The sequence below is a fragment of the Mycobacterium sp. genome, assembly GCF_032162105.1.
Lineage (GTDB): Bacteria > Actinomycetota > Actinomycetes > Mycobacteriales > Mycobacteriaceae > Mycobacterium.
This window is the reverse complement of sequence record NZ_JAVRPS010000177.1, coordinates 1-17,852: the sequence shown is the minus strand read 5'-3', so window position 1 is coordinate 17,852 and position 17,852 is coordinate 1. Positions and strand designations below refer to the sequence as shown.

Here is a 17,852-nt window from a genome sequence, read left to right as displayed (position 1 = left end):
GCGGGGTGTCGGCCGACGGGGCGACGGTCAACGTTGCGGGCACGCTGTCGGGCCCGCAACTGGTGCAGAAGATCGTCCAGATCAACGGCCGCAACCTGGATCTGCGCGCGGAGGGCGTCAACCTCATCATCAACTACGCCGACCAGCCCGGTGCGCTCGGCAAGATCGGCACACTGCTCGGCGGTGCTGGCATCAACATCCTTGCCGCCCAACTCAGTCAGGACGCCGACGGTGTTGGCGCGACGATCATGCTGCGCATCGACCGTCAGGTGGCCGCCGACGTGCTGGCCGCGATCGGCACCGACGTCGGCGCCGTGACGCTGGAAGAGGTGGACCTGTCGTGAAGCTCGCAGTCATCGCCGGAGACGGCATCGGACCCGAGGTGATCGCCGAGGCGCTCAAGGTGCTCGACGTCCTGCTACCGGGGGTCGAGCGGACCGAGTACGACCTTGGTGCCCGGCGCTACCACGCGACGGGGGAGACGCTGCCCGAGGGCTTGGTCGACGAGCTGCGTGGGCACGACGCGATCCTGTTGGGCGCCATCGGTGATCCGTCGGTGCCCAGCGGTGTGCTGGAGCGCGGGCTGCTGCTCCGGTTGCGGTTCGAGCTCGACCATCACGTGAATCTGCGTCCGTCGCGGCTGTTTCCGGGTGTCGACAGCCCATTGGCAGGCAATCCCGCCATCGACTTCGTGGTCGTGCGCGAGGGCACCGAGGGCCCGTACACCGGCACCGGTGGCGCGATCCGCGTCGGCACGCCCCACGAGGTGGCCACCGAGGTGAGCCTGAACACCGCGTTCGGCGTGCAGCGCGTCGTACGCGACGCGTTCGCGCGGGCGGCCAAGCGGCGCAAGCACCTGACGCTGGTGCACAAGACCAACGTGCTGACCTTCGCCGGCTCGCTGTGGTCGCGGACCGTCGCCGAGGTCGGCGTGGACTTCCCCGGCGTCGAAGTGGCCTATCAGCACATCGACGCGGCGACGATTCACATGGTCACCGACCCCGGCCGCTTCGACGTCATCGTCACCGACAACCTGTTCGGCGACATCATCACCGACCTCGCGGCGGCCGTCTCCGGTGGTATCGGGCTGGCCGCAAGCGGCAACATCGATGCGACCAGGACCAATCCGTCGATGTTCGAGCCGGTGCACGGCAGCGCGCCCGACATCGCGGGGCAGGGCATCGCCGATCCCACTGCCGCGATCATGTCGGTGGCGCTGCTGCTCGCGCACGTCGGGCAGGACGCTGCCGCCGCGCGGGTGGACAAGGCGGTAGAGGAGCACCTGGCCACCCGGGGCGACGAGAAGCTGTCGACGACGGAGGTCGGCGCCAGGATCGTCAGCCTGCTGTAGCTCCTAGCGCTGGTGCACCGATTCGACGGTGTAGAGGTGCGGGTCGAAGCCCGACGCGAGGCCGGCGGCTTTTGCCATGTGTTCGCGCGCAGTGGGATCGGCCAGCATCGTCTCGAAGGCCTCGGAGCTCTCCCACTGTGCGTAGTTGACGACGCGCGTCCCATCGGTGCTGACGTGGATGTTGGCCGACACGAACCCCGGTAGGTGACGCATTACGTCATCGGTCGCGTCGCTCAGCAGCGCGGCGAGCGCGGGTGCCTGCTCTGGTTCGACGGTGAACACGTTGATCAGCGTGGCGTGCGGTCCGTGTTGCTCGATGGTGGTCATTTCGTTCTCCCCACGTGTCAGGTTCCGTACATACTCAACCATAGCGCAATGTAAGGTTCCTGTCATGCGGTCAATGGAAACCGAACACTCGGCGGGATACCTGATGAAGCGCGTGCAGCAGTCGCTGCGGCGCAGGTGCGACGCCGCGTTGCGGCCGACGGGGTTGTCGATGGCGCAGTACGCGGCACTGCGCGCGCTGGCCGACCTTCCCGAGGCGTCCGCCTCGGAACTGGCACGGCGGTGTTTCGTCACCCGGCAGTCCCTGCAGGATCTGCTGACGGGCCTGCGCTCCGCCGGCCTGATCACCGATGCGCCGGCGGCACCGCGGGGTCGGGCCCGCGCGCTCGCGCTGACCGCCACCGGCCTGAAGCGCCTGGCTGCCGGTGACGCCGCCGTCGACGCAGTGGACGTGGCCATGGTGGAAGGGTTGACGCAGCCGGAGCGCAACCGGCTCGCCGCGATGCTGGTCCAGTGCGCCGAGAATCTCGAGCGGGCGCCGTAGGCGTGCGCAGTCGGCTATCCGCGACGGTCACATTGACCCATCAATGCTGGCTGTTCGCAATCGGATCGACATTCTTCGCGACCGCGACGGCGCCCGGATTCGCCTGGCTCGCGGGAGCCGTAGCTGCGAACACCCTGTGCTTCGTTGGCTCGTGGTTCTTCACGAGTGCGGCGTGGATTCAGCTGGTTCGTTCGGGTCCCGAGGGAAGCGCCGAATGGCTTTCGGCGGCTACGCAGTTCGCCGGGACCGTGCTGTTCAACGTCAGCACCGGTACCGCCGTGTGGGCGCACGCGGTGCTGACCGAGCGTCGGCTGGTGTGGGCACCCGACGCCACCGGTTCACTCGCATTCCTGGTCAGTGGTGCGCTGGGCATCATCGCCGTCACCGCAGGGACCGGCGTCTGGCTGCCGAAGTCGCGGGACTGGCAGGCGCAGTGGGTCAACATGATCGGCTGCGTCGCGTTCGGCGTCAGTGCCGTCGGTGCGTTCGTCGGGATGTCGGGGACCACCGCAGACGAGGGCCTCGCCAATCTGGGCACCTTCGTCGGCGCACTCTGCTTTCTTGCCGCCGCCCTCTTGGTGCTGCCGCGCTCCCGGGTCGTCAGCACTGGACCTCTCGACCAGAACTCAGCCGGGTGAGGCGGGTGGCCCGCGTAAGGGATCGGCGTCGACCGGCACCAGTGGCAGTGCCACCAATGGGAACAGCGCGCACACCGCGAACGCCAGCGGGAACCCGGCCGCGGCGATCAGGGCGCCGAACACGGGCGGGACGATGCCGGCGGTGAGTAGTTGGCTGGTGTTCTGCGTGCCAAGGGCGCGACCGCTCCAGAACGGGCCGGCGATCTCGGCGATCGCAGTGAACGCCAGGCCGTTGTCGGAAACCGTGATGACGGAAGCGACCACCATCACCGCGATGCTGAGCGGTGAGTGCAGCAGATCGGTCAGCGCGAGCAGACCCATCGCGATCGCCGCGCCGATCGCGATGGTCCGGACGGGGTGCAGGCGCGAACCCACCTTGTCCGACCACCGGCCCGCGGCGATCCTGCCTGCCGCACCGAGGATCTGGGCGAAGGTCACCATCGCGCCCGCCGAAGCCGCCGACCACCCGCGGTCGGTCATCAGCCACACCAGCGTGAACGTCCAGACCAGGCACTGGGGCACGACCAGCAGTACTGACACGGCGTGAATGCGCCACAACACCGACGAGCCGCGGTACGGGTTCGCCAGGTCGTCGGCGTGTGCCTCGCCGCGGGGCGGCCGCGGCGGATCAAGAACGCCGACCGCGCTGATCACCGCGGCCAACGCACAGACGATCGCAGGAAAGAGCAGGGCGACCGCCACACCGTATGCCTGGGCCAGCTGCGGAATCACCAACGCGCCGAGGCCGACTCCCAGGGGCTGCGCGGTCTGGCGGATGCCCATCACCAGGCCGCGCTGGTCCGGTGGAAACCAGCCGACCACGAGACGGCCGCTCGCGGAGTTGCTGCTGGCGGCCGCCATGCCGCCGAGGAACAGGAAGACTCCCACGGTGATGAGGGAGTGCGACCAGGACGCCGCGAACGCCGCCGCCGCCGTCAGCGCGGAGCCAAGCGCCAGCACGATGCGTTCGCCGACGCGGTCGACCACGTAACCCCAGGCGATGAGGGTGACCACCATGCCGAAGCTGGGCAGCGACGACATCAGGCCGGCCTCGGCCAGATCCAGACCGCGCTCGGCGTGCAGGGTGGGAATCAGGAAGGCGACGCCGTTGATGAACACGTTGGCGCACAAGGTCGCGGTGAGCGCGATCACCAGCATCGACCACCGGCGCGCGGTGCCGATGGTCCAGCTGGTCATGCCGATCATGGTGGCACGGGGATCTCAACATGTTAAACCCGAATCCCAAAATATGAGAAATCGGTGATCGCTAGGGTGCCGCCGCGATGGTGTTCGGCGCTCATTAGGCTGTGATGAATGCGTCTCGGTCGAATTGCCAGTCCCGACGGCGTCGCCTTCGTCAGTATCGAAGGCGAGCCGAACAAAGAGATCTGCCGTGAGATCGCGGAGCAGTACCTGTCGCGCAATCCCACCTTCACGGGGCGCTCCTGGCAGTTGGCCGACGTCCGCCTGCTCGCCCCGATCCTGGCGCCCAAGGTGGTGTGCATGGGCAAGAACTACGCCGCGCACGCCCGCGAGATGGGGGGCGAGCCGCCGGAGGACCCGATCATCTTCCTCAAGCCCAACACCGCGATCATCGGCCCCAACGTGGCCATCCAGTTGCCCGCCGACGCCCACCCGGTGCACCACGAGGGCGAGCTGGCCGCGGTCATCGAACGGCCATGCAAGGACGTGCCTGCGGCCAAGGCCGCGGAGGTCATCCTCGGCTACACCATCGCCAACGACGTCTCGGCGCGGGATCAGCAGAAGCAGGACGGGCAGTGGACGCGCGCCAAGGGCCACGACACGTTCTGCCCCACCGGACCGTGGATCGAAACCCAGATCGACCCGTCCGAGCTGGACCTGCGCACCGAGGTCAACGGTGAACTGCGCCAGCACAGCAACACCGCGCTGCTGCTGCACGACATCGGCGCGATCATCGAGTGGGCCTCGGCGGTGATGACGCTGCTTCCCGGTGACCTGATCCTGACCGGCACGCCCGAGGGCGTTGGGCCGATCGAGGACGGCGACATCGTGAGCGTCACCATCGAGGGCATCGGCACTCTGTCCAATCCCGTTGTGCGCAAGAAGAAATGATGACGCAACGAAACGTCCGGGTGCGCTTCTGTCCGTCGCCCACCGGCACCCCGCACGTCGGGTTGGTGCGGACGGCGCTCTTCAACTGGGCCTACGCCCGACACACGGGTGGCACCTTCGTGTTCCGCATCGAGGACACCGACGCCGCCCGCGACAGCGCGGAGAGTTACGCCGCCATCCTGGATGCGCTGCGCTGGCTGGGCCTGGACTGGGACGAGGGGCCCGAGGTCGGCGGCCCGTACGCGCCGTACCGGCAGTCCGAACGCAGTGAGCTCTACCGCGACGTCGTGGCCCGGCTGCGCGACGCGGGCGAGGTCTACGAGGCGTACTCGACCGCCGAGGAGGTCGAGGCCCGCCACGTCGCGGCCGGCCGCAATCCCAAGCTGGGCTACGACAACTACGACCGCACCCTGACTGACGTCCAGCGCGCACAGTTCGCCGCCGAAGGCCGCAAGCCGGTGCTACGACTGCGGATGCCAGACCACGACCTGACGTGGAACGACCTGGTGCGCGGGCCGACGACGTTCGCCGCGGGTACGGTGCCCGACTTCGCCATCACCCGCGGCAGCGGAGATCCGTTGTACACGTTGGTCAACCCGGTCGACGACGCGTTGATGAAGATCACCCACGTGCTGCGCGGTGAGGACATCCTGCCCTCGACGCCGCGGCAGATCGCGCTGTACGAGGCACTGATGCGGATCGGTGTCGCCGATCAGGTCCCCGAATTCGCTCATCTGCCAAGCGTTCTCGGCGATGGCAACAAGAAGCTGTCCAAGCGCGACCCGCAGTCGAATCTCTTCCTGCACCGCGACCGCGGGTTCATCCCCGAGGGCCTGCTGAACTACCTGGCGCTGTTGGGCTGGGGGATCGCCGACGATCACGACGTGTTCAGCCTCGACGAGATGGTGGCCGCGTTCGACGTCAAGGACGTCAACTCCAACCCGGCTCGCTTCGATCAGAAGAAGGCCGACGCGATCAACGCCGAGCACATTCGGCTGCTGGCCGAAGACGATTTCGCGGCACGGCTGCGCGACTACTTCACCGCACACGGGCACGACACCGGACTCGACGACGCCGGGTTCGCCGAGGCCGCCAGGCTGGTGCAGACCCGCATCGTCGTGCTCGGCGATGCGTGGGATCTGTTGAAGTTCCTCAACGACGCCGCGTTCACGCTCGACGAGAAGTCCGCGGCCAAGGAACTGCGCGCCGAGGCCGTCCCGGTGCTCGAGGCGGCGTTGGCGGCACTCGACGGGGTCGGGGACTGGTCGACGGCCGCGATCGAGGGTGCCCTGAAGGCCGTGCTGCTGGACACGCTCGAGCTCAAGCCCCGCAAGGCGTTCGGGCCGATCCGAGTGGCGGCCACCGGCTCCTCGATCAGCCCGCCGCTGTTCGAGTCGCTCGAGTTGCTCGGCCGCGACCGCAGCCTGAGCCGGCTGCGCGCCGGACGCGACCACGCCGCGGGGGCGTGAAAATCGGCGCCGAAATCTTTGGTAGTCTGCACGTCGGCCCGTGAACGACATGCGGTGGCTCGCCCCATCGCATGACCGCTCCGGAAAATGCCTGTGACCTGCGGTTATAGGCGGCCCGTGGGGTATGGTGTAATTGGCAACACAGCGGTTTCTGGTACCGCCATTCTAGGTTCGAGTCCTGGTACCCCAGCCAACGATGTGAATTAGGTCAGCATTCTCTCCTGAGCTATGCTGGCTCACCGGATTGGTTCTGGCCCCGTCGTCTAGCGGCCTAGGACGCCGCCCTCTCACGGCGGTAGCGTGGGTTCGAATCCCATCGGGGCTACCACATCCGGTCCTGCGTCAGCTGATGCAAAGAGCGCCCGTTTCGACATCGAAATCGGGCGCTCTTGCGTTGCAGAGTCGATCATCGGGTGGGGACCCCGTCAGAGCCGTCGCGTCAGCGCCTCGGCCGCCGCCAGCAGATCGGCCGCCCAGCGCGCACCGGGCCGCCGGCCCATGCGGTCGATGGGGCCCGACACCGACACGGCCGCGATCACCGCACCACGCCCGTCCCGCACCGGCGCGGACACACTCGCCACGCCGGGTTCGCGTTCGGCGGCACTCTGCGCCCAGCCTCGCTTGCGCACCTCGGCCAGCGTCCGGTCGGTGAACTTCGCCGACGGCAGGACCGCCTGCTGCGTGCCGGCGTCGCTGAACGCCAGCAGCACCTTGGCGCCCGAACCCGCAGTCATCGGCAGGCGGGTACCGACCGGCACGGTGTCCCGAAGCCCGGCGGGGGGCTCCAGTGCGGCAACGCACACCCGTGACGTGCCTTCGCGACGGTAGAGCTGCACGCTCTCCCCGGTGATTTCGCGCAACCGCGGCAGCACCACCGCGCCAGCGGCCAGAAGCGGGTCGTTGACGTGGCCCGCCAGCTCGGTCAGCCCGGGGCCAAGGCGCCAGCGGCCCTCGGCGTCGCGGGCCAGCAGCCGGTGGGTTTCCAGTCCGGCGGCCAAGCGATGGGCCGTCGCGCGCGGCAGACCCGTCCGCTCGCACAGTTCGGCCAGCCCGCAGGGCGACTCGGCCACCGAGTGCAGCAAGCCCACCGCTTTGTCGAGCACGCCGATACCGCTATCCTGTCTCACAGGGAGATACTAACTTCCCGCATAGTGAGATAGCCAGCCCGGCACCTGCGGATCGCCCGAAGGATTGAGTACGTCATGACAGACAAACCACGCACCATGGCAGAGAAGGTGTGGGCCGACCACGTCGTGGTCGCCGGACCCGGCGATGGAACCGCGCGCGAGCCGGACCTGATCTACATCGACCTCCACCTCGTCCACGAAGTGACCAGTCCGCAGGCCTTCGACGGGCTGCGGCTCGCCGGCCGACCGGTGCGACGACCGGACCTCACGATCGCCACCGAGGACCACAACGTGCCGACGATCGACATCGACAAGCCGATCGCGGACCCGGTCTCGCGCATTCAGGTGGAGACGTTGCGGCGCAACTGCGAAGAGTTCGGCATCCGGCTGCACCCGATGGGCGACGTCGAGCAGGGCATCGTTCACATCATCGGACCGCAGCTGGGCCTGACCCAACCCGGCACCACCGTGGTGTGCGGCGACAGCCACACCTCGACGCACGGCGCCTTCGGTGCACTGGCGATGGGCATCGGCACCTCGGAGGTCGAGCACGTGCTCGCCACCCAGACCCTGCCGCTGCGGCCGTTCAAGACCATGGCCATCAATGTCGACGGCGTGCTGCCCGCCGGTGTCAGCGCCAAGGACGTCATCCTCGCGGTGATCGCAAAGATCGGCACCGGCGGCGGGCAGGGGTACGTCATCGAATACCGCGGCAGCGCCATCGAATCGCTGTCGATGGAGGGCCGGATGACGATCTGCAACATGAGCATCGAGGCGGGCGCCCGTGCCGGGATGGTCGGCCCGGACGAGACGACGTTCGAGTTCCTGCGCGGCCGTCCACACGCCCCGAAGGGTGCGGATTGGGACGCCGCAGTGCAGGCGTGGAGCCAGTTGCGCACCGATGAGGGAGCCGAATTCGACACCGAGGTCTACCTCGACGCCGCCACGCTGACCCCCTTCGTCACCTGGGGGACCAACCCCGGTCAGGGTGTGCCGCTGGGTGATGCGGTGCCGGACCCCGAGCTGATATTCGACGAGGGCGACCGCCAGGCGGCCGAGAAGGCGTTGGCCTACATGGACTTGTCGCCGGGCACCGCGATGCGGGACATCGCGGTGGACACCGTCTTCGTCGGCTCTTGCACGAACGGCCGGATCGAGGATCTGCGGGTGGTCGCTGACGTGTTGCGCGACCGCAAGGTCGCCGACGGCGTGCGGATGCTGGTGGTGCCCGGCTCGATGCGGGTCCGGGCGCAGGCCGAATCCGAAGGGCTGGGCGAGACCTTCACCGCGGCGGGTGCGGAGTGGCGCCAGGCCGGCTGCTCGATGTGCCTCGGCATGAACCCGGACCAACTCGCACCGGGGGAGCGCTGCGCGTCGACGTCCAACCGAAATTTCGAGGGCAGGCAGGGCAAGGGTGGCCGCACCCATCTGGTTTCGCCGGCCGTCGCCGCCGCCACCGCGGTGCGCGGCACCCTGTCCTCTCCGTCCGACCTGTCCGCCGCCTCGAATAGTTAGGGGATCGTCATGGATGCGTTCCACACTCACACCGGGATCGGCGTCCCGCTGCGCCGGTCGAATGTCGATACCGACCAGATCATCCCTGCGGTGTATCTGAAGCGGGTCACCCGAACGGGTTTCGAAGACGGACTGTTCGCCGCGTGGCGCAACGACCCGTCCTTCGTGCTGAACCTCCCGCCCTTCGACCGGGGTTCGGTCTTGGTCGCCGGGCCGGACTTCGGCACCGGCTCGTCGCGGGAACACGCGGTGTGGGCGCTCATGGACTTCGGCTTCCGGGTCGTGATCTCGTCGCGGTTCGCCGACATCTTCCGCGGCAATTCGGGTAAGGCGGGACTTCTCGCGGCCGAAGTCGCGCAAGATGATGTGGAACTGCTGTGGAAGCTGATCGAGCAGCAGCCGGGGCTGGAAATCACTGTGAACCTACAAGATCGGACCGTGGCCGCAGGAACGGTCCTGCTGCCGTTCAAGATTGACGACTACACCGCCTGGCGACTGGTCGAGGGACTCGACGATATAGGCCTTACGCTGCGGAAACAGGATGAGATCACGGCCTTCGAGCAGCACCGGCCGAGCTGGAAACCACGCACGCTGCCGGCCTGACGACGGGGCCCGGCGGGGCCGAAATCGGGTCCAGCAACCGTGTTTTAGGACTCGCGTACCACCGCCGGTGTGGGGCAACCGGATTGCCCAATTGGCCACCAGCTACTCCCCAAATTCGGCGTGGCTCTTGGAAATCAGCGGTGTGAAGGTTTACCGTGTCCTCTAGTCGGTCCAAGGCGGACCACTGGCTTCGGAGGTTTTGCATGAACAAGGCAGAGCTCATCGATGTCCTCACGGACAAGTTGGGCACCGATCGTCGGCAGGCAACCGCCGCCGTTGAAAACGTTGTAGACACCATCGTGCGTGCCGTCCACAAGGGCGACAGCGTCACCATCACAGGCTTCGGCGTTTTCGAACAACGCCGCCGCGCCGCCCGTGTCGCGCGCAACCCGCGCACTGGCGAGACGGTCAAGGTGAAGCCCACCTCTGTACCGGCGTTCCGGCCGGGCGCTCAATTCAAGGCGGTTGTGTCTGGCGCACAGCGTCTCCCGGCGGAAGGACCTGCAGTGAAGCGTGGCGCAACGGCGACACCGGCCCGGAAGACGGCCGTGAAGAAAGCGGTCAAGAAGGCCGCGACCAAGGCTCCGGCCAAGAAGGCTGCGGTCAAGAAGGCCGCTCCGGTCAAGAAGGCCGCAGTGAAGAAGGCTCCCGCCAAGAAGGCTCCGGTCAAGAAGGCCGCGACCAAGGGTCCGGCCAAGAAGGCGGCGACCAAGGCGCCCGCCAAGAAGGCGCCGGCCAAGAAGGGCCGCAAGTAAGCAGCACTACCGGAATCAGTTCCGGTACAAGACACGCCGTGGACCCCAGGTCCACGGCGTGTCCTTGTGCAGTGTGAAGTGCTAGGGGCGCACGGACAGTGGACTGTCGATGTGATCGGCCGCCACCAGCTTGTCGCCGTCCAGCGACATCACCCACGTGCTGCCCTTGCGGTTGCGCGACTTGTCCGGTCGCACCCCCTCGCGGTTGCACCACCAGGCGATGAGATCCGGGATCACCTTGCCCTGGGTGCAGATCACCGGTGTGCCATCGGTCTTCGCGATCTCGAGGACGCGGTGCCGGCCGGACTGGTGGTCGTCAGCGTAGGCCTCCTCGGTCAGCAGCGGCTCGTCGTGGATCGCCACTCCCAGCTCCTCGGCCAGTGGTTCGAGCGTTTGGTGGCACCGCGTGCGGGGGGTGGCGTAGAGGTCCGTCGCGCCGAACGCGAGCAGCAGGCCCACCAGTGACTCGGCCTGCGCGCGCCCGCGTTTGTCGAGCGGCCGCGTCCGGTCGTCACCCTTGTACCGCGACCTGCTGCCGGCGGTGCCGTGCCGGACGATAAGCACCGTCTTCGTATCGGCAGGCAGTTTGGCGAAGCGGCGGAGCACCTTTCGGTCGTGCGGATACTGCAGGCACTTCATCGCGTCCGCGACGGGCAACCAGATCAGCTGGTCGACCTCGTCGCCTGGGGTGAACTCGCCGCCCAGCGCGCGCGCCGCCCAGTACCGGACCTTCTTGGTGCCCTGCCCGACGGGATAGCTGACCGACGCGAGTCGCCGTCCCAGCTTGGCGGCGTAGCCGGTCTCCTCTTCGACCTCGCGCACCGCGGTGACCGGTTCGGTTTCGCCGGGGTCGACCTTGCCCTTGGGCAGTGACCAGTCGTCGTAGCGCGGTCGGTGCACCAGGGCGACTTCCGTCGCGTCGGACTCCCCGGCGTATCGCCACAGCACCGCGCCCGCGGCGAAAATCGCCGTGGTCGCGGGTCGATCGGACTTCTTGGGCACCTCAACTCCTGCAGGTCATTCGGGGCCCGGGTGCCCCGTCGAGCCGGCCAGCGTCGTCGTCAGTGGTACCTGTGCCGTTCCATCAGCGACACTTGATGGTCGCGTACGGTCTGGCCGTCTTGCGGTGACGCCGTCCAGTGACCGTCGGCGGCGAGCTCCCAGCAGCGGGTCGAAGGATCCATGGCCGACTCGAACACGTCGTTCAGTGCCGCGGTCAGCCGCGGATCCTTGACCTGTGCCATCACCTCGACGCGGCGGTCGAGATTACGGTGCATCATGTCGGCGCTTCCGATCCAGAACTCGTCGATGGCGCGGAAGTGAATAATTCGCGAGTGCTCCAGGAAACGGCCCAGAATCGACCGCACGACCACGTTCTCGGAGAACCCAGGAGCGCCGGGGCGTAGCGCGCAGATGCCGCGGACCACGACCTCGACCCGCACGCCCGCCTGCGACGCCCGGTAGAGGGCGTCGATGACCTGCTCGTCCACCAGCGCGTTGGCCTTGAGCCGGATTCCGGCATCGGCCCCGTCCCGTTTGGCGGCGATCTCGCGCTCGATGCGCTCGACGATGCCCCTGCGGACGCCGTACGGAGCCACCAGCAGATTGCGGTAGGAGACCTTGCGCGAGTAACCCGTCAGCGAGTTGAACAGGTCGGTGAGATCGGCGCCGATGTCGGGCGATGCCGTCAGCAGGCCGACGTCTTCGTACAGTCGGGCGGTCTTGGGGTTGTAGTTGCCCGTGCCGATGTGGCAGTAGCGCCGGATCGTCGAACCCTCGCGGCGCACCACCAGGCACGTCTTGCAGTGGGTCTTGAGCCCGATCAGCCCGTACACCACGTGCACGCCCGCCTGCTCCAGCGCGCGTGCCCACTTGATGTTGGCCTGCTCGTCGAAGCGGGCCTTGATCTCGACCAGCGCGACGACCTGCTTGCCTGCCTCCGCGGCGTCGATCAGCGCGTTGACGATCGGCGAGTCACCGGACGTCCGGTACAGCGTCTGCTTGATCGCCAGCACGTTCGGATCCGCCGCGGCCTGTTCGATGAAGCGCTGCACCGTCGTAGAGAAGGAGTCATAGGGATGGTGCACCAGTACATCACCATCTCGGAGCGTCGAAAAGATGCTCTTGGGCGTCTCCCGTTCACCGAAGGCAGGCGGGGTGGCGGGGACGAACGGCGGATCCTTGAGGTCGGGTCGGTCGACGCCGTAGATCTGCCACAGCGACGACAGGTCGAGCAGTCCCGACACCTCGATGACGTCACCGGGGTGGACGTCGAGTTCGCGCAACAACAACTCGAGCATGTTCTCGGTCATGTCGTCGGCGATCTCGAGTCGGACCGGCGAGCCGAACCGCCGCCGCGCCAGTTCGCGTTCCAGCGCCTGCAGCAGATCCTCGTCGCGGTCCTCCTCGACCTCGAAGTCGGCGTTGCGGGTGATGCGGAAGGCGTGGTGCTCGACGACTTCCAGACCGGGGAAGAGCACGTTCAGGAAGGCCGCGATCAGCTCCTCCATCGGCAGGAACTGCACTTCGCCCTCGAAGCCGTCCCGCTCGCGGAGTTCGACGAACCGGTCGACGTTGTCGGGCACCTTGATTCGGGCGAAGTGCTGGGTGCCGTCCTCGGGTTGTTTGACGGTGACCGCGAGATTCAGGCTGAGCCCGCTCACGAACGGGAACGGGTGGGCCGGGTCGACGGCGAGCGGTGTCAGGACGGGGAACACCTGCTCGTGGAAGTAGGTGGACAGCCGCGCCCGTTCGGCCTCGTCGAGTTCGCTCCACGTGACGATGACGATGCCCTGGTCGGCCAGCGCGGGACGGACGAGTTCGCCGAACACCTTGGCGTGCCGGGTGGCGATCTGCTGGGTGCGCTCGCCGATGCGGCGCAGTTGCTCGCGGGGTGACAGGCCGTCGGCCGACCGGACGGACAAGCCCATCTCGTCGCGGCGCTTGAGACCGGCCACCCGCACCATGTAGAACTCGTCGAGATTGGAGGCGAAGATCGCCAGGAACTTGGCGCGCTCGAGCAGGGGCAGCGACGGATCGGCCGCCAGCGCCAGCACCCGTGCGTTGAAGTCCAGCCAGCTGAGTTCCCGATTGAGATAGCGATCCTCGGGCAGCGCTTCAGGCGAGGCGAGGTCGATCTCACCGCTGGTCGCCGCAGGTGGCGCCTCGGGCGCCGTACTCTCCGACGCCCACTCGGCGTCGGCCGGTCGGGTCTCGGCTTCGGTCACACCGACGATCATTCCCTATCGGCGACACCCGAGGCTAGGCGCGGCTCCTCACCGAGGTCACCGATCGACTCCCGTCAGCCCGATCGTGCCGACCGCGCGAGTGGTGGCCGGACCGACGCCGAGCCGCATAGCGGCGGATAGATCCTCGGCAGTGTCGATGTCGCAACGTAGGCCGGGCCACGCCTCGGCCAGCTCGAAGGCGCCCGAATCTGCGTGGCGCCGTGTGGAATCGGGGCCGAATAAGGGCTCGAGCGCGGTGTCCGATCCGATGCCGAAGGCGAACAATGCCGCCGTGCCGGTGCCGTGCCGGTCTCCGACGAAGCTGCGTTGGTGGCCCCGTGCGGCGTCGATCGCCTCCGCCAGTTCGTGCGGCTGCAGCGCCGGTAGATCGCCTTGCAACACAACGATGTTCGACGTGGTCTCCCCGACAGCCGCCGCGGCGGTGAGGATCGCGTTGTTCAACGGGTCGGGGTGGTGCTCCGGGGTGGGGTCGGCGACGACGTGTGCACCGAGCCCCCGCGCGGTGTCGGCGGCCACCTCGTCCGGTGTGACGATGGTGATCGTGCGCACCGCTGCCACCGCCGACGCGGCGCTGATGGTGTCGACCAGCATGGCGAGCACGATGTTCTCCCTGCCCGCCGCCGACAGAACCGGCGCCAGCCGGGTCTTGGCCGCGCCCAGTCGCTTGACCGCGATGATCACCCCGACGTCCTGTCGGTCGCCGGCGGGGTAGCCGCTCATGGCCGTCCATCCTGCCAGCCGCCGGGCTGCGATCGGCCCAGGCTAGATTTGAACCCGTGGTGGTCGCGGCTGTGATGGGTGCTGGAGCATGGGGCACGGCGCTGGCGAAGGTGCTCGCCGATGCGGGCAATGACGTGACGCTGTGGGCGCGCCGCACGGAGTTGGCCGACGAGATCAACGACACTCACCGCAATAGCAACTACCTGGGCGACGTGGAACTTCCCAAGACCGTCCAGGCCACCGGCGACCCCGCAGCGGCGCTGGCCGGTGCGTGCACCGTGCTGTTCGCCGTGCCGTCGCAGACCCTGCGGACCAACCTCGAGCAATGGCGCGACCACGTGGGCGGCGACACCACGCTGGTGAGCGTGGCAAAGGGCATCGAACTGAACACGCTCATGCGGATGAGCCAGGTGATCATGCAGGTGACCGGTGCGGGCCCGGACCGGGTCGCGGTGGTCACCGGCCCGAACCTCGCCAGCGAGATCGCCGACGAGCAACCGGCGGCCACGGTGGTCGCGTGCGCCGACTCGGGCAGGGCCGTCACGCTTCAGCGCGCGTTCTCCACCGGATACTTCCGGCCCTACACCAACTCCGACGTGGTGGGTGCCGAGGTCGGCGGCGCGTGCAAGAACGTCATCGCCCTAGCCTGCGGCATGGCCGCGGGCGTCGGCCTTGGGGAAAACACCGCTGCGGCGATCATCACCCGCGGTCTCGCCGAGATCATGCGGCTGGGAATCGCGTTGGGCGCCAAGGCCGCCACGCTCGCGGGCCTGGCCGGCGTCGGCGACCTGGTCGCCACGTGCACGTCGCCGCGTTCACGCAACCGTGCATTCGGCGAGCGACTGGGCAGGGGAGGGACCATGGAGACCGCCCTGGCGGCAGCGGGCGGCCACGTCGCCGAAGGTGTCACATCGTGCCAGTCCGTGCTGGCACTCGCCTCCAGCTACGACGTGGAGATGCCCCTGACCGACGCGGTGAACCGGGTCTGCCACAAGGGCTTGTCGGTCGACGAAGCCGTGGCGCTGCTGCTGGGGCGCAGCACCAAACCGGAGTAGACATGGACGGCCAGTACGGGGACTCCACCCGCAGTGTGAAGGCCACGGCCTCGCAACGGATTCCGGGCCAGCCGGTGGCGCCTCCGCTGGTTCCGGTCTCGGCCTACCACCTCTCACCAGACGAGTCGCTGCCGCTGGACACCTACGGTCGTAGCGCCAATCCCGTTTGGCGGCAGCTGGAGTCGGCATTGGCCGAACTCGAGGGTGCCACCTCAGCGCTGACGTTCGGCTCCGGCATGGCCGCCATCACGTCGGCGTTGCGGGTTCTGGTCCGACCGGGAACGACGCTCGTCGTACCTTCCGACGGCTACTACCAGGTGCGCAGCTACGCCGCGGAAAGCCTTGCACCACAGGGTGTTACGGTAATCGAAGCGGATGCGGCGCAGATGTGCGAGGCCGCTGCCGGCGCGCAGGTGGTGCTGGCCGAGACGCCGGTGAACCCGACGCTTGACGTGGTCGACCTGCACCAGCTTGGGCTGATCTGCCGACGCCGCGGCGCCACCCTGGTCGTCGACAACACCGCGCCGACCCCGTTGGGCCAGCAACCCCTTTCGCTGGGTGCGGACCTGGTCGTGGCCAGCGCGACGAAGGGGTTGTCCGGCCATAGCGACGTCGTCGCCGGCTACGTCGCGGGCAGCCACCCCGAGTTGATGGCCGCCGTCGAACGCGAGCGGCTGCTGGCCGGCGCCGTCCTCGGCCCGTTCGAGGCGTGGTTGGCGCTGCGCAGCCTGGGCAGTGCGGGGCTGCGCTTCGAGCGGCAGTGCCAGAACGCCCAGGCGGTCGCGCTGATGTTGCGCGACCATCCCGCGGTGCGATCGGTGCGGTACCCGGGGCTGCCCGACGACCCCGCCCACGACGTCGCCTGCCGGCAGATGAAGCGCTTCGGCGGCCTGGTGAGCGTGGAACTCGCCGACGCGGCGGCCGTGCACGCGTTGGTGGAACGCAGTGCGCTGCTGGTCGCGGCCACCAGCTTCGGTGGCATCCACACCTCGGTCGACAGGCGGGCCCGCTGGGGCGATCCGGTCGCCGACGGGTTCGCCCGCATCTCGCTGGGCATCGAGGACACCGACGACCTGCTCACCGACATCGATCGGGCCCTCGGTGGACGATGACGTCTCGGCCACCGCCCGGTGAAATCCCTGGTCAGCGGTGGGTGCGCTGCGCGATCCGGCCAGGGCGGTAGCCTCTCTAGGTTGTGACTGCCCGCATACGCGTCGCCGTCGTCTACGGCGGACGCAGCTCCGAACACGCCATCTCGTGCGTCTCCGCCGGCAGCATCCTGCGCAACCTCGATCCGGAGCGGTTCGAAGTGGTCGCCGTCGGTATCACCCCCGAGGGCTCCTGGATGCTCACCGACGCGCGACCCGAGACACTCGCCATCACCGACGGCCACCTACCTGAGGTGAGCGGCACGTCGGGTACCGCGCTGGCGCTGCCCGCCGACCCGCGGCGTGGCGGGCAACTGATATCGCTGGACAAGGGTCCCGGTGAGCTCCTGGCCGCCGTCGACGTCGTCTTCCCCGTCCTGCACGGCCCGTACGGCGAGGACGGCACCGTCCAGGGGCTGCTCGAGCTCGCCGGCGTGCCCTACGTCGGCGCGGGGGTGCTCGCCAGCGCGGCGGGCATGGACAAGGAGTTCACCAAGAAGCTGCTCGCGGCGGAGGGCCTGCCGATCGGCGATCAGGTGGTGCTGCGGGCGCATCACGACACGCTGGAACTCGAGGATCGCGAGCGGCTCGGTCTGCCGGTGTTCGTCAAGCCCGCCCGCGGCGGCTCGTCGATCGGCGTCAGTCGGGTGGTGGCGTGGGATCAGCTGCCGTCGGCGGTCGAACTGGCTCGTCGGCACGATCCGAAGGTGATCGTCGAAGCCGCCGTGCCGGGCCGCGAACTCGAGTGCGGCGTGCTCGAATTCCCTGACGGCACAGTCGAAGCCAGCACCGTCGGCGAGATCAGGGTGGCCGGGGTACGCGGCCGCGAGGACGCGTTCTACGACTTCGCCACCAAATACCTCGAGGACGCAGCGGAACTCGACGTCCCAGCCAAGATCGACGACGAAATCGCCGACGCCGTGCGCCAACTGGCGATCCGTGCGTTCCGCGCCATCGACTGCCAGGGCCTGGCCCGGGTGGACTTCTTCCTGACCGAGAACGGGCCGGTGATCAACGAGATCAACACGATGCCCGGCTTCACCACCATCTCGATGTACCCGCGAATGTGGGCTGCCAGCGGGATGGACTACCCGACGCTGCTTGCGACGATGGTCGACACTGCGGTGGCGCGGGGTACCGGCCTGCGTTAGCGGACCGGGCCGGGATTGACCGCCACTGCGGGCATCGCCTTGGCCACCGCCTCGGAGATCAGCTGAATCGGCGTCGGCCCAGACCCGTCGGGCAACGTCAGCCCGATGTACACCGGCCGGTCCACGGTGATCCAGGTGCTGCGCCCTTC

At 68.2% G+C, this 17,852-nt stretch carries 19 protein-coding genes and 2 tRNA genes; 14 read left to right on the top strand and 7 right to left on the bottom strand.

Features of this window, described 5'->3' with window-relative positions:
• Positions 1–344: ACT domain-containing protein (locus QOC69_RS09315; protein ID WP_526438636.1), on the top strand; the 344-nt coding region annotated here is incomplete at its 5' end.
• The gene (locus tag QOC69_RS09310) at positions 341–1,351 is read left to right on the top strand and encodes a 3-isopropylmalate dehydrogenase (RefSeq protein ID WP_526438634.1); all 1,011 of its coding nucleotides are present in this window, start codon (positions 341–343) and stop codon (positions 1,349–1,351) included. The genes QOC69_RS09315 and QOC69_RS09310, both read left to right, overlap by 4 nt.
• Positions 1,352–1,354: 3 nt before the next feature.
• Here QOC69_RS09310 and QOC69_RS09305 read toward each other — a convergent pair whose 3' ends face one another.
• Positions 1,355–1,678 (bottom strand): putative quinol monooxygenase, encoded by a 324-nt coding sequence (locus QOC69_RS09305; RefSeq protein WP_526438632.1) that lies wholly within the window; start codon positions 1,676–1,678, stop codon positions 1,355–1,357.
• A 64-nt stretch (positions 1,679–1,742) separates the two neighbouring features.
• Here QOC69_RS09305 and QOC69_RS09300 point away from each other — a divergent pair, with 64 nt between their 5' ends.
• A complete protein-coding gene (locus QOC69_RS09300; RefSeq protein ID WP_526438630.1) occupies positions 1,743–2,180 on the top strand; it encodes a MarR family winged helix-turn-helix transcriptional regulator in 438 nt (145 codons plus the stop codon).
• A complete protein-coding gene (locus QOC69_RS09295; protein WP_526438628.1) occupies positions 2,150–2,818 on the top strand; it encodes a hypothetical protein in 669 nt (222 codons plus the stop codon). The genes QOC69_RS09300 and QOC69_RS09295 overlap by 31 nt, the downstream gene beginning before the upstream one ends.
• On the opposite strand, the gene QOC69_RS09290 is transcribed toward QOC69_RS09295, so the two are convergent.
• Complete coding sequence (locus QOC69_RS09290; protein WP_526438626.1) at positions 2,807–4,015, bottom strand: MFS transporter; 1,209 nt, start codon at positions 4,013–4,015, stop codon at positions 2,807–2,809. The two genes, QOC69_RS09295 and QOC69_RS09290, sit on opposite strands and share 12 nt — an antisense overlap.
• Positions 4,016–4,132: 117 nt before the next feature.
• Here QOC69_RS09290 and QOC69_RS09285 point away from each other — a divergent pair, with 117 nt between their 5' ends.
• The 4 genes from QOC69_RS09285 to QOC69_RS09270 all read left to right on the top strand — a co-directional run bounded on the left by QOC69_RS09285 (position 4,133) and on the right by QOC69_RS09270 (position 6,709).
• Entirely contained in the window at positions 4,133–4,912 is a 780-nt protein-coding gene (locus QOC69_RS09285; RefSeq protein ID WP_526438624.1) for a fumarylacetoacetate hydrolase family protein, read from the top strand.
• The gene (gene gltX / locus QOC69_RS09280; RefSeq protein WP_526438622.1) at positions 4,912–6,381 is read left to right on the top strand and encodes a glutamate--tRNA ligase; all 1,470 of its coding nucleotides are present in this window, start codon (positions 4,912–4,914) and stop codon (positions 6,379–6,381) included. Before QOC69_RS09285 ends, gltX begins: the two co-directional genes overlap by 1 nt.
• A gap of 118 nt (positions 6,382–6,499) precedes the next feature.
• Positions 6,500–6,574 (top strand) — tRNA-Gln (locus QOC69_RS09275).
• A 59-nt stretch (positions 6,575–6,633) separates the two neighbouring features.
• A tRNA-Glu gene (locus tag QOC69_RS09270) sits at positions 6,634–6,709 on the top strand.
• A gap of 97 nt (positions 6,710–6,806) precedes the next feature.
• Here the strand turns inward: QOC69_RS09270 and QOC69_RS09265 are convergent.
• Positions 6,807–7,508, bottom strand: a complete 702-nt coding sequence (locus QOC69_RS09265; protein ID WP_526438620.1) for an IclR family transcriptional regulator — start codon at positions 7,506–7,508, stop codon at positions 6,807–6,809.
• 75 nt (positions 7,509–7,583) lie between these two features.
• Between QOC69_RS09265 and leuC the strand changes: the two genes are divergently transcribed.
• The 3 genes from leuC to QOC69_RS09250 all read left to right on the top strand — a co-directional run bounded on the left by leuC (position 7,584) and on the right by QOC69_RS09250 (position 10,381).
• Positions 7,584–9,023 (top strand): 3-isopropylmalate dehydratase large subunit, encoded by a 1,440-nt coding sequence (gene leuC / locus QOC69_RS09260; protein WP_526438618.1) that lies wholly within the window; start codon positions 7,584–7,586, stop codon positions 9,021–9,023.
• Between the two features lie 9 nt (positions 9,024–9,032).
• On the top strand, positions 9,033–9,626 hold the full coding sequence (gene leuD, locus QOC69_RS09255) for a 3-isopropylmalate dehydratase small subunit (protein ID WP_526438616.1): 594 nt from the start codon (positions 9,033–9,035) through the stop codon (positions 9,624–9,626).
• A 203-nt stretch (positions 9,627–9,829) separates the two neighbouring features.
• A complete protein-coding gene (locus QOC69_RS09250; protein WP_526438614.1) occupies positions 9,830–10,381 on the top strand; it encodes an HU family DNA-binding protein in 552 nt (183 codons plus the stop codon).
• A gap of 81 nt (positions 10,382–10,462) precedes the next feature.
• Here QOC69_RS09250 and mutT1 read toward each other — a convergent pair whose 3' ends face one another.
• From mutT1 to cofC, 3 genes are read right to left on the bottom strand one after another with little or no spacing between them, the layout of a single operon-like run.
• The gene (gene mutT1, locus QOC69_RS09245) at positions 10,463–11,383 is read right to left on the bottom strand and encodes an 8-oxo-(d)GTP phosphatase MutT1 (protein ID WP_526438612.1); all 921 of its coding nucleotides are present in this window, start codon (positions 11,381–11,383) and stop codon (positions 10,463–10,465) included.
• 59 nt (positions 11,384–11,442) lie between these two features.
• Positions 11,443–13,608 (bottom strand): RNA degradosome polyphosphate kinase, encoded by a 2,166-nt coding sequence (locus QOC69_RS09240; protein WP_526438610.1) that lies wholly within the window; start codon positions 13,606–13,608, stop codon positions 11,443–11,445.
• 57 nt (positions 13,609–13,665) lie between these two features.
• On the bottom strand, positions 13,666–14,349 hold the full coding sequence (cofC, locus tag QOC69_RS09235; RefSeq protein ID WP_526438608.1) for a 2-phospho-L-lactate guanylyltransferase: 684 nt from the start codon (positions 14,347–14,349) through the stop codon (positions 13,666–13,668).
• A 74-nt stretch (positions 14,350–14,423) separates the two neighbouring features.
• Here cofC and QOC69_RS09230 point away from each other — a divergent pair, with 74 nt between their 5' ends.
• From QOC69_RS09230 to QOC69_RS09220, 3 genes are all read left to right on the top strand, one after another.
• Positions 14,424–15,404, top strand: coding sequence for an NAD(P)H-dependent glycerol-3-phosphate dehydrogenase (locus QOC69_RS09230; RefSeq protein WP_526438640.1), 981 nt, complete (start codon positions 14,424–14,426; stop codon positions 15,402–15,404).
• A gap of 2 nt (positions 15,405–15,406) precedes the next feature.
• Positions 15,407–16,516, top strand: coding sequence for a cystathionine gamma-lyase (locus tag QOC69_RS09225; RefSeq protein ID WP_526438606.1), 1,110 nt, complete (start codon positions 15,407–15,409; stop codon positions 16,514–16,516).
• Positions 16,517–16,599: 83 nt separating this feature from the next.
• Entirely contained in the window at positions 16,600–17,703 is a 1,104-nt protein-coding gene (locus QOC69_RS09220; protein WP_526438604.1) for a D-alanine--D-alanine ligase family protein, read from the top strand.
• Here the strand turns inward: QOC69_RS09220 and QOC69_RS09215 are convergent.
• Positions 17,700–17,852 (bottom strand): DUF3515 family protein (locus QOC69_RS09215; protein WP_526438638.1); only part of this gene is annotated, 153 nt, incomplete at its 5' end. The genes QOC69_RS09220 and QOC69_RS09215 overlap by 4 nt on opposite strands.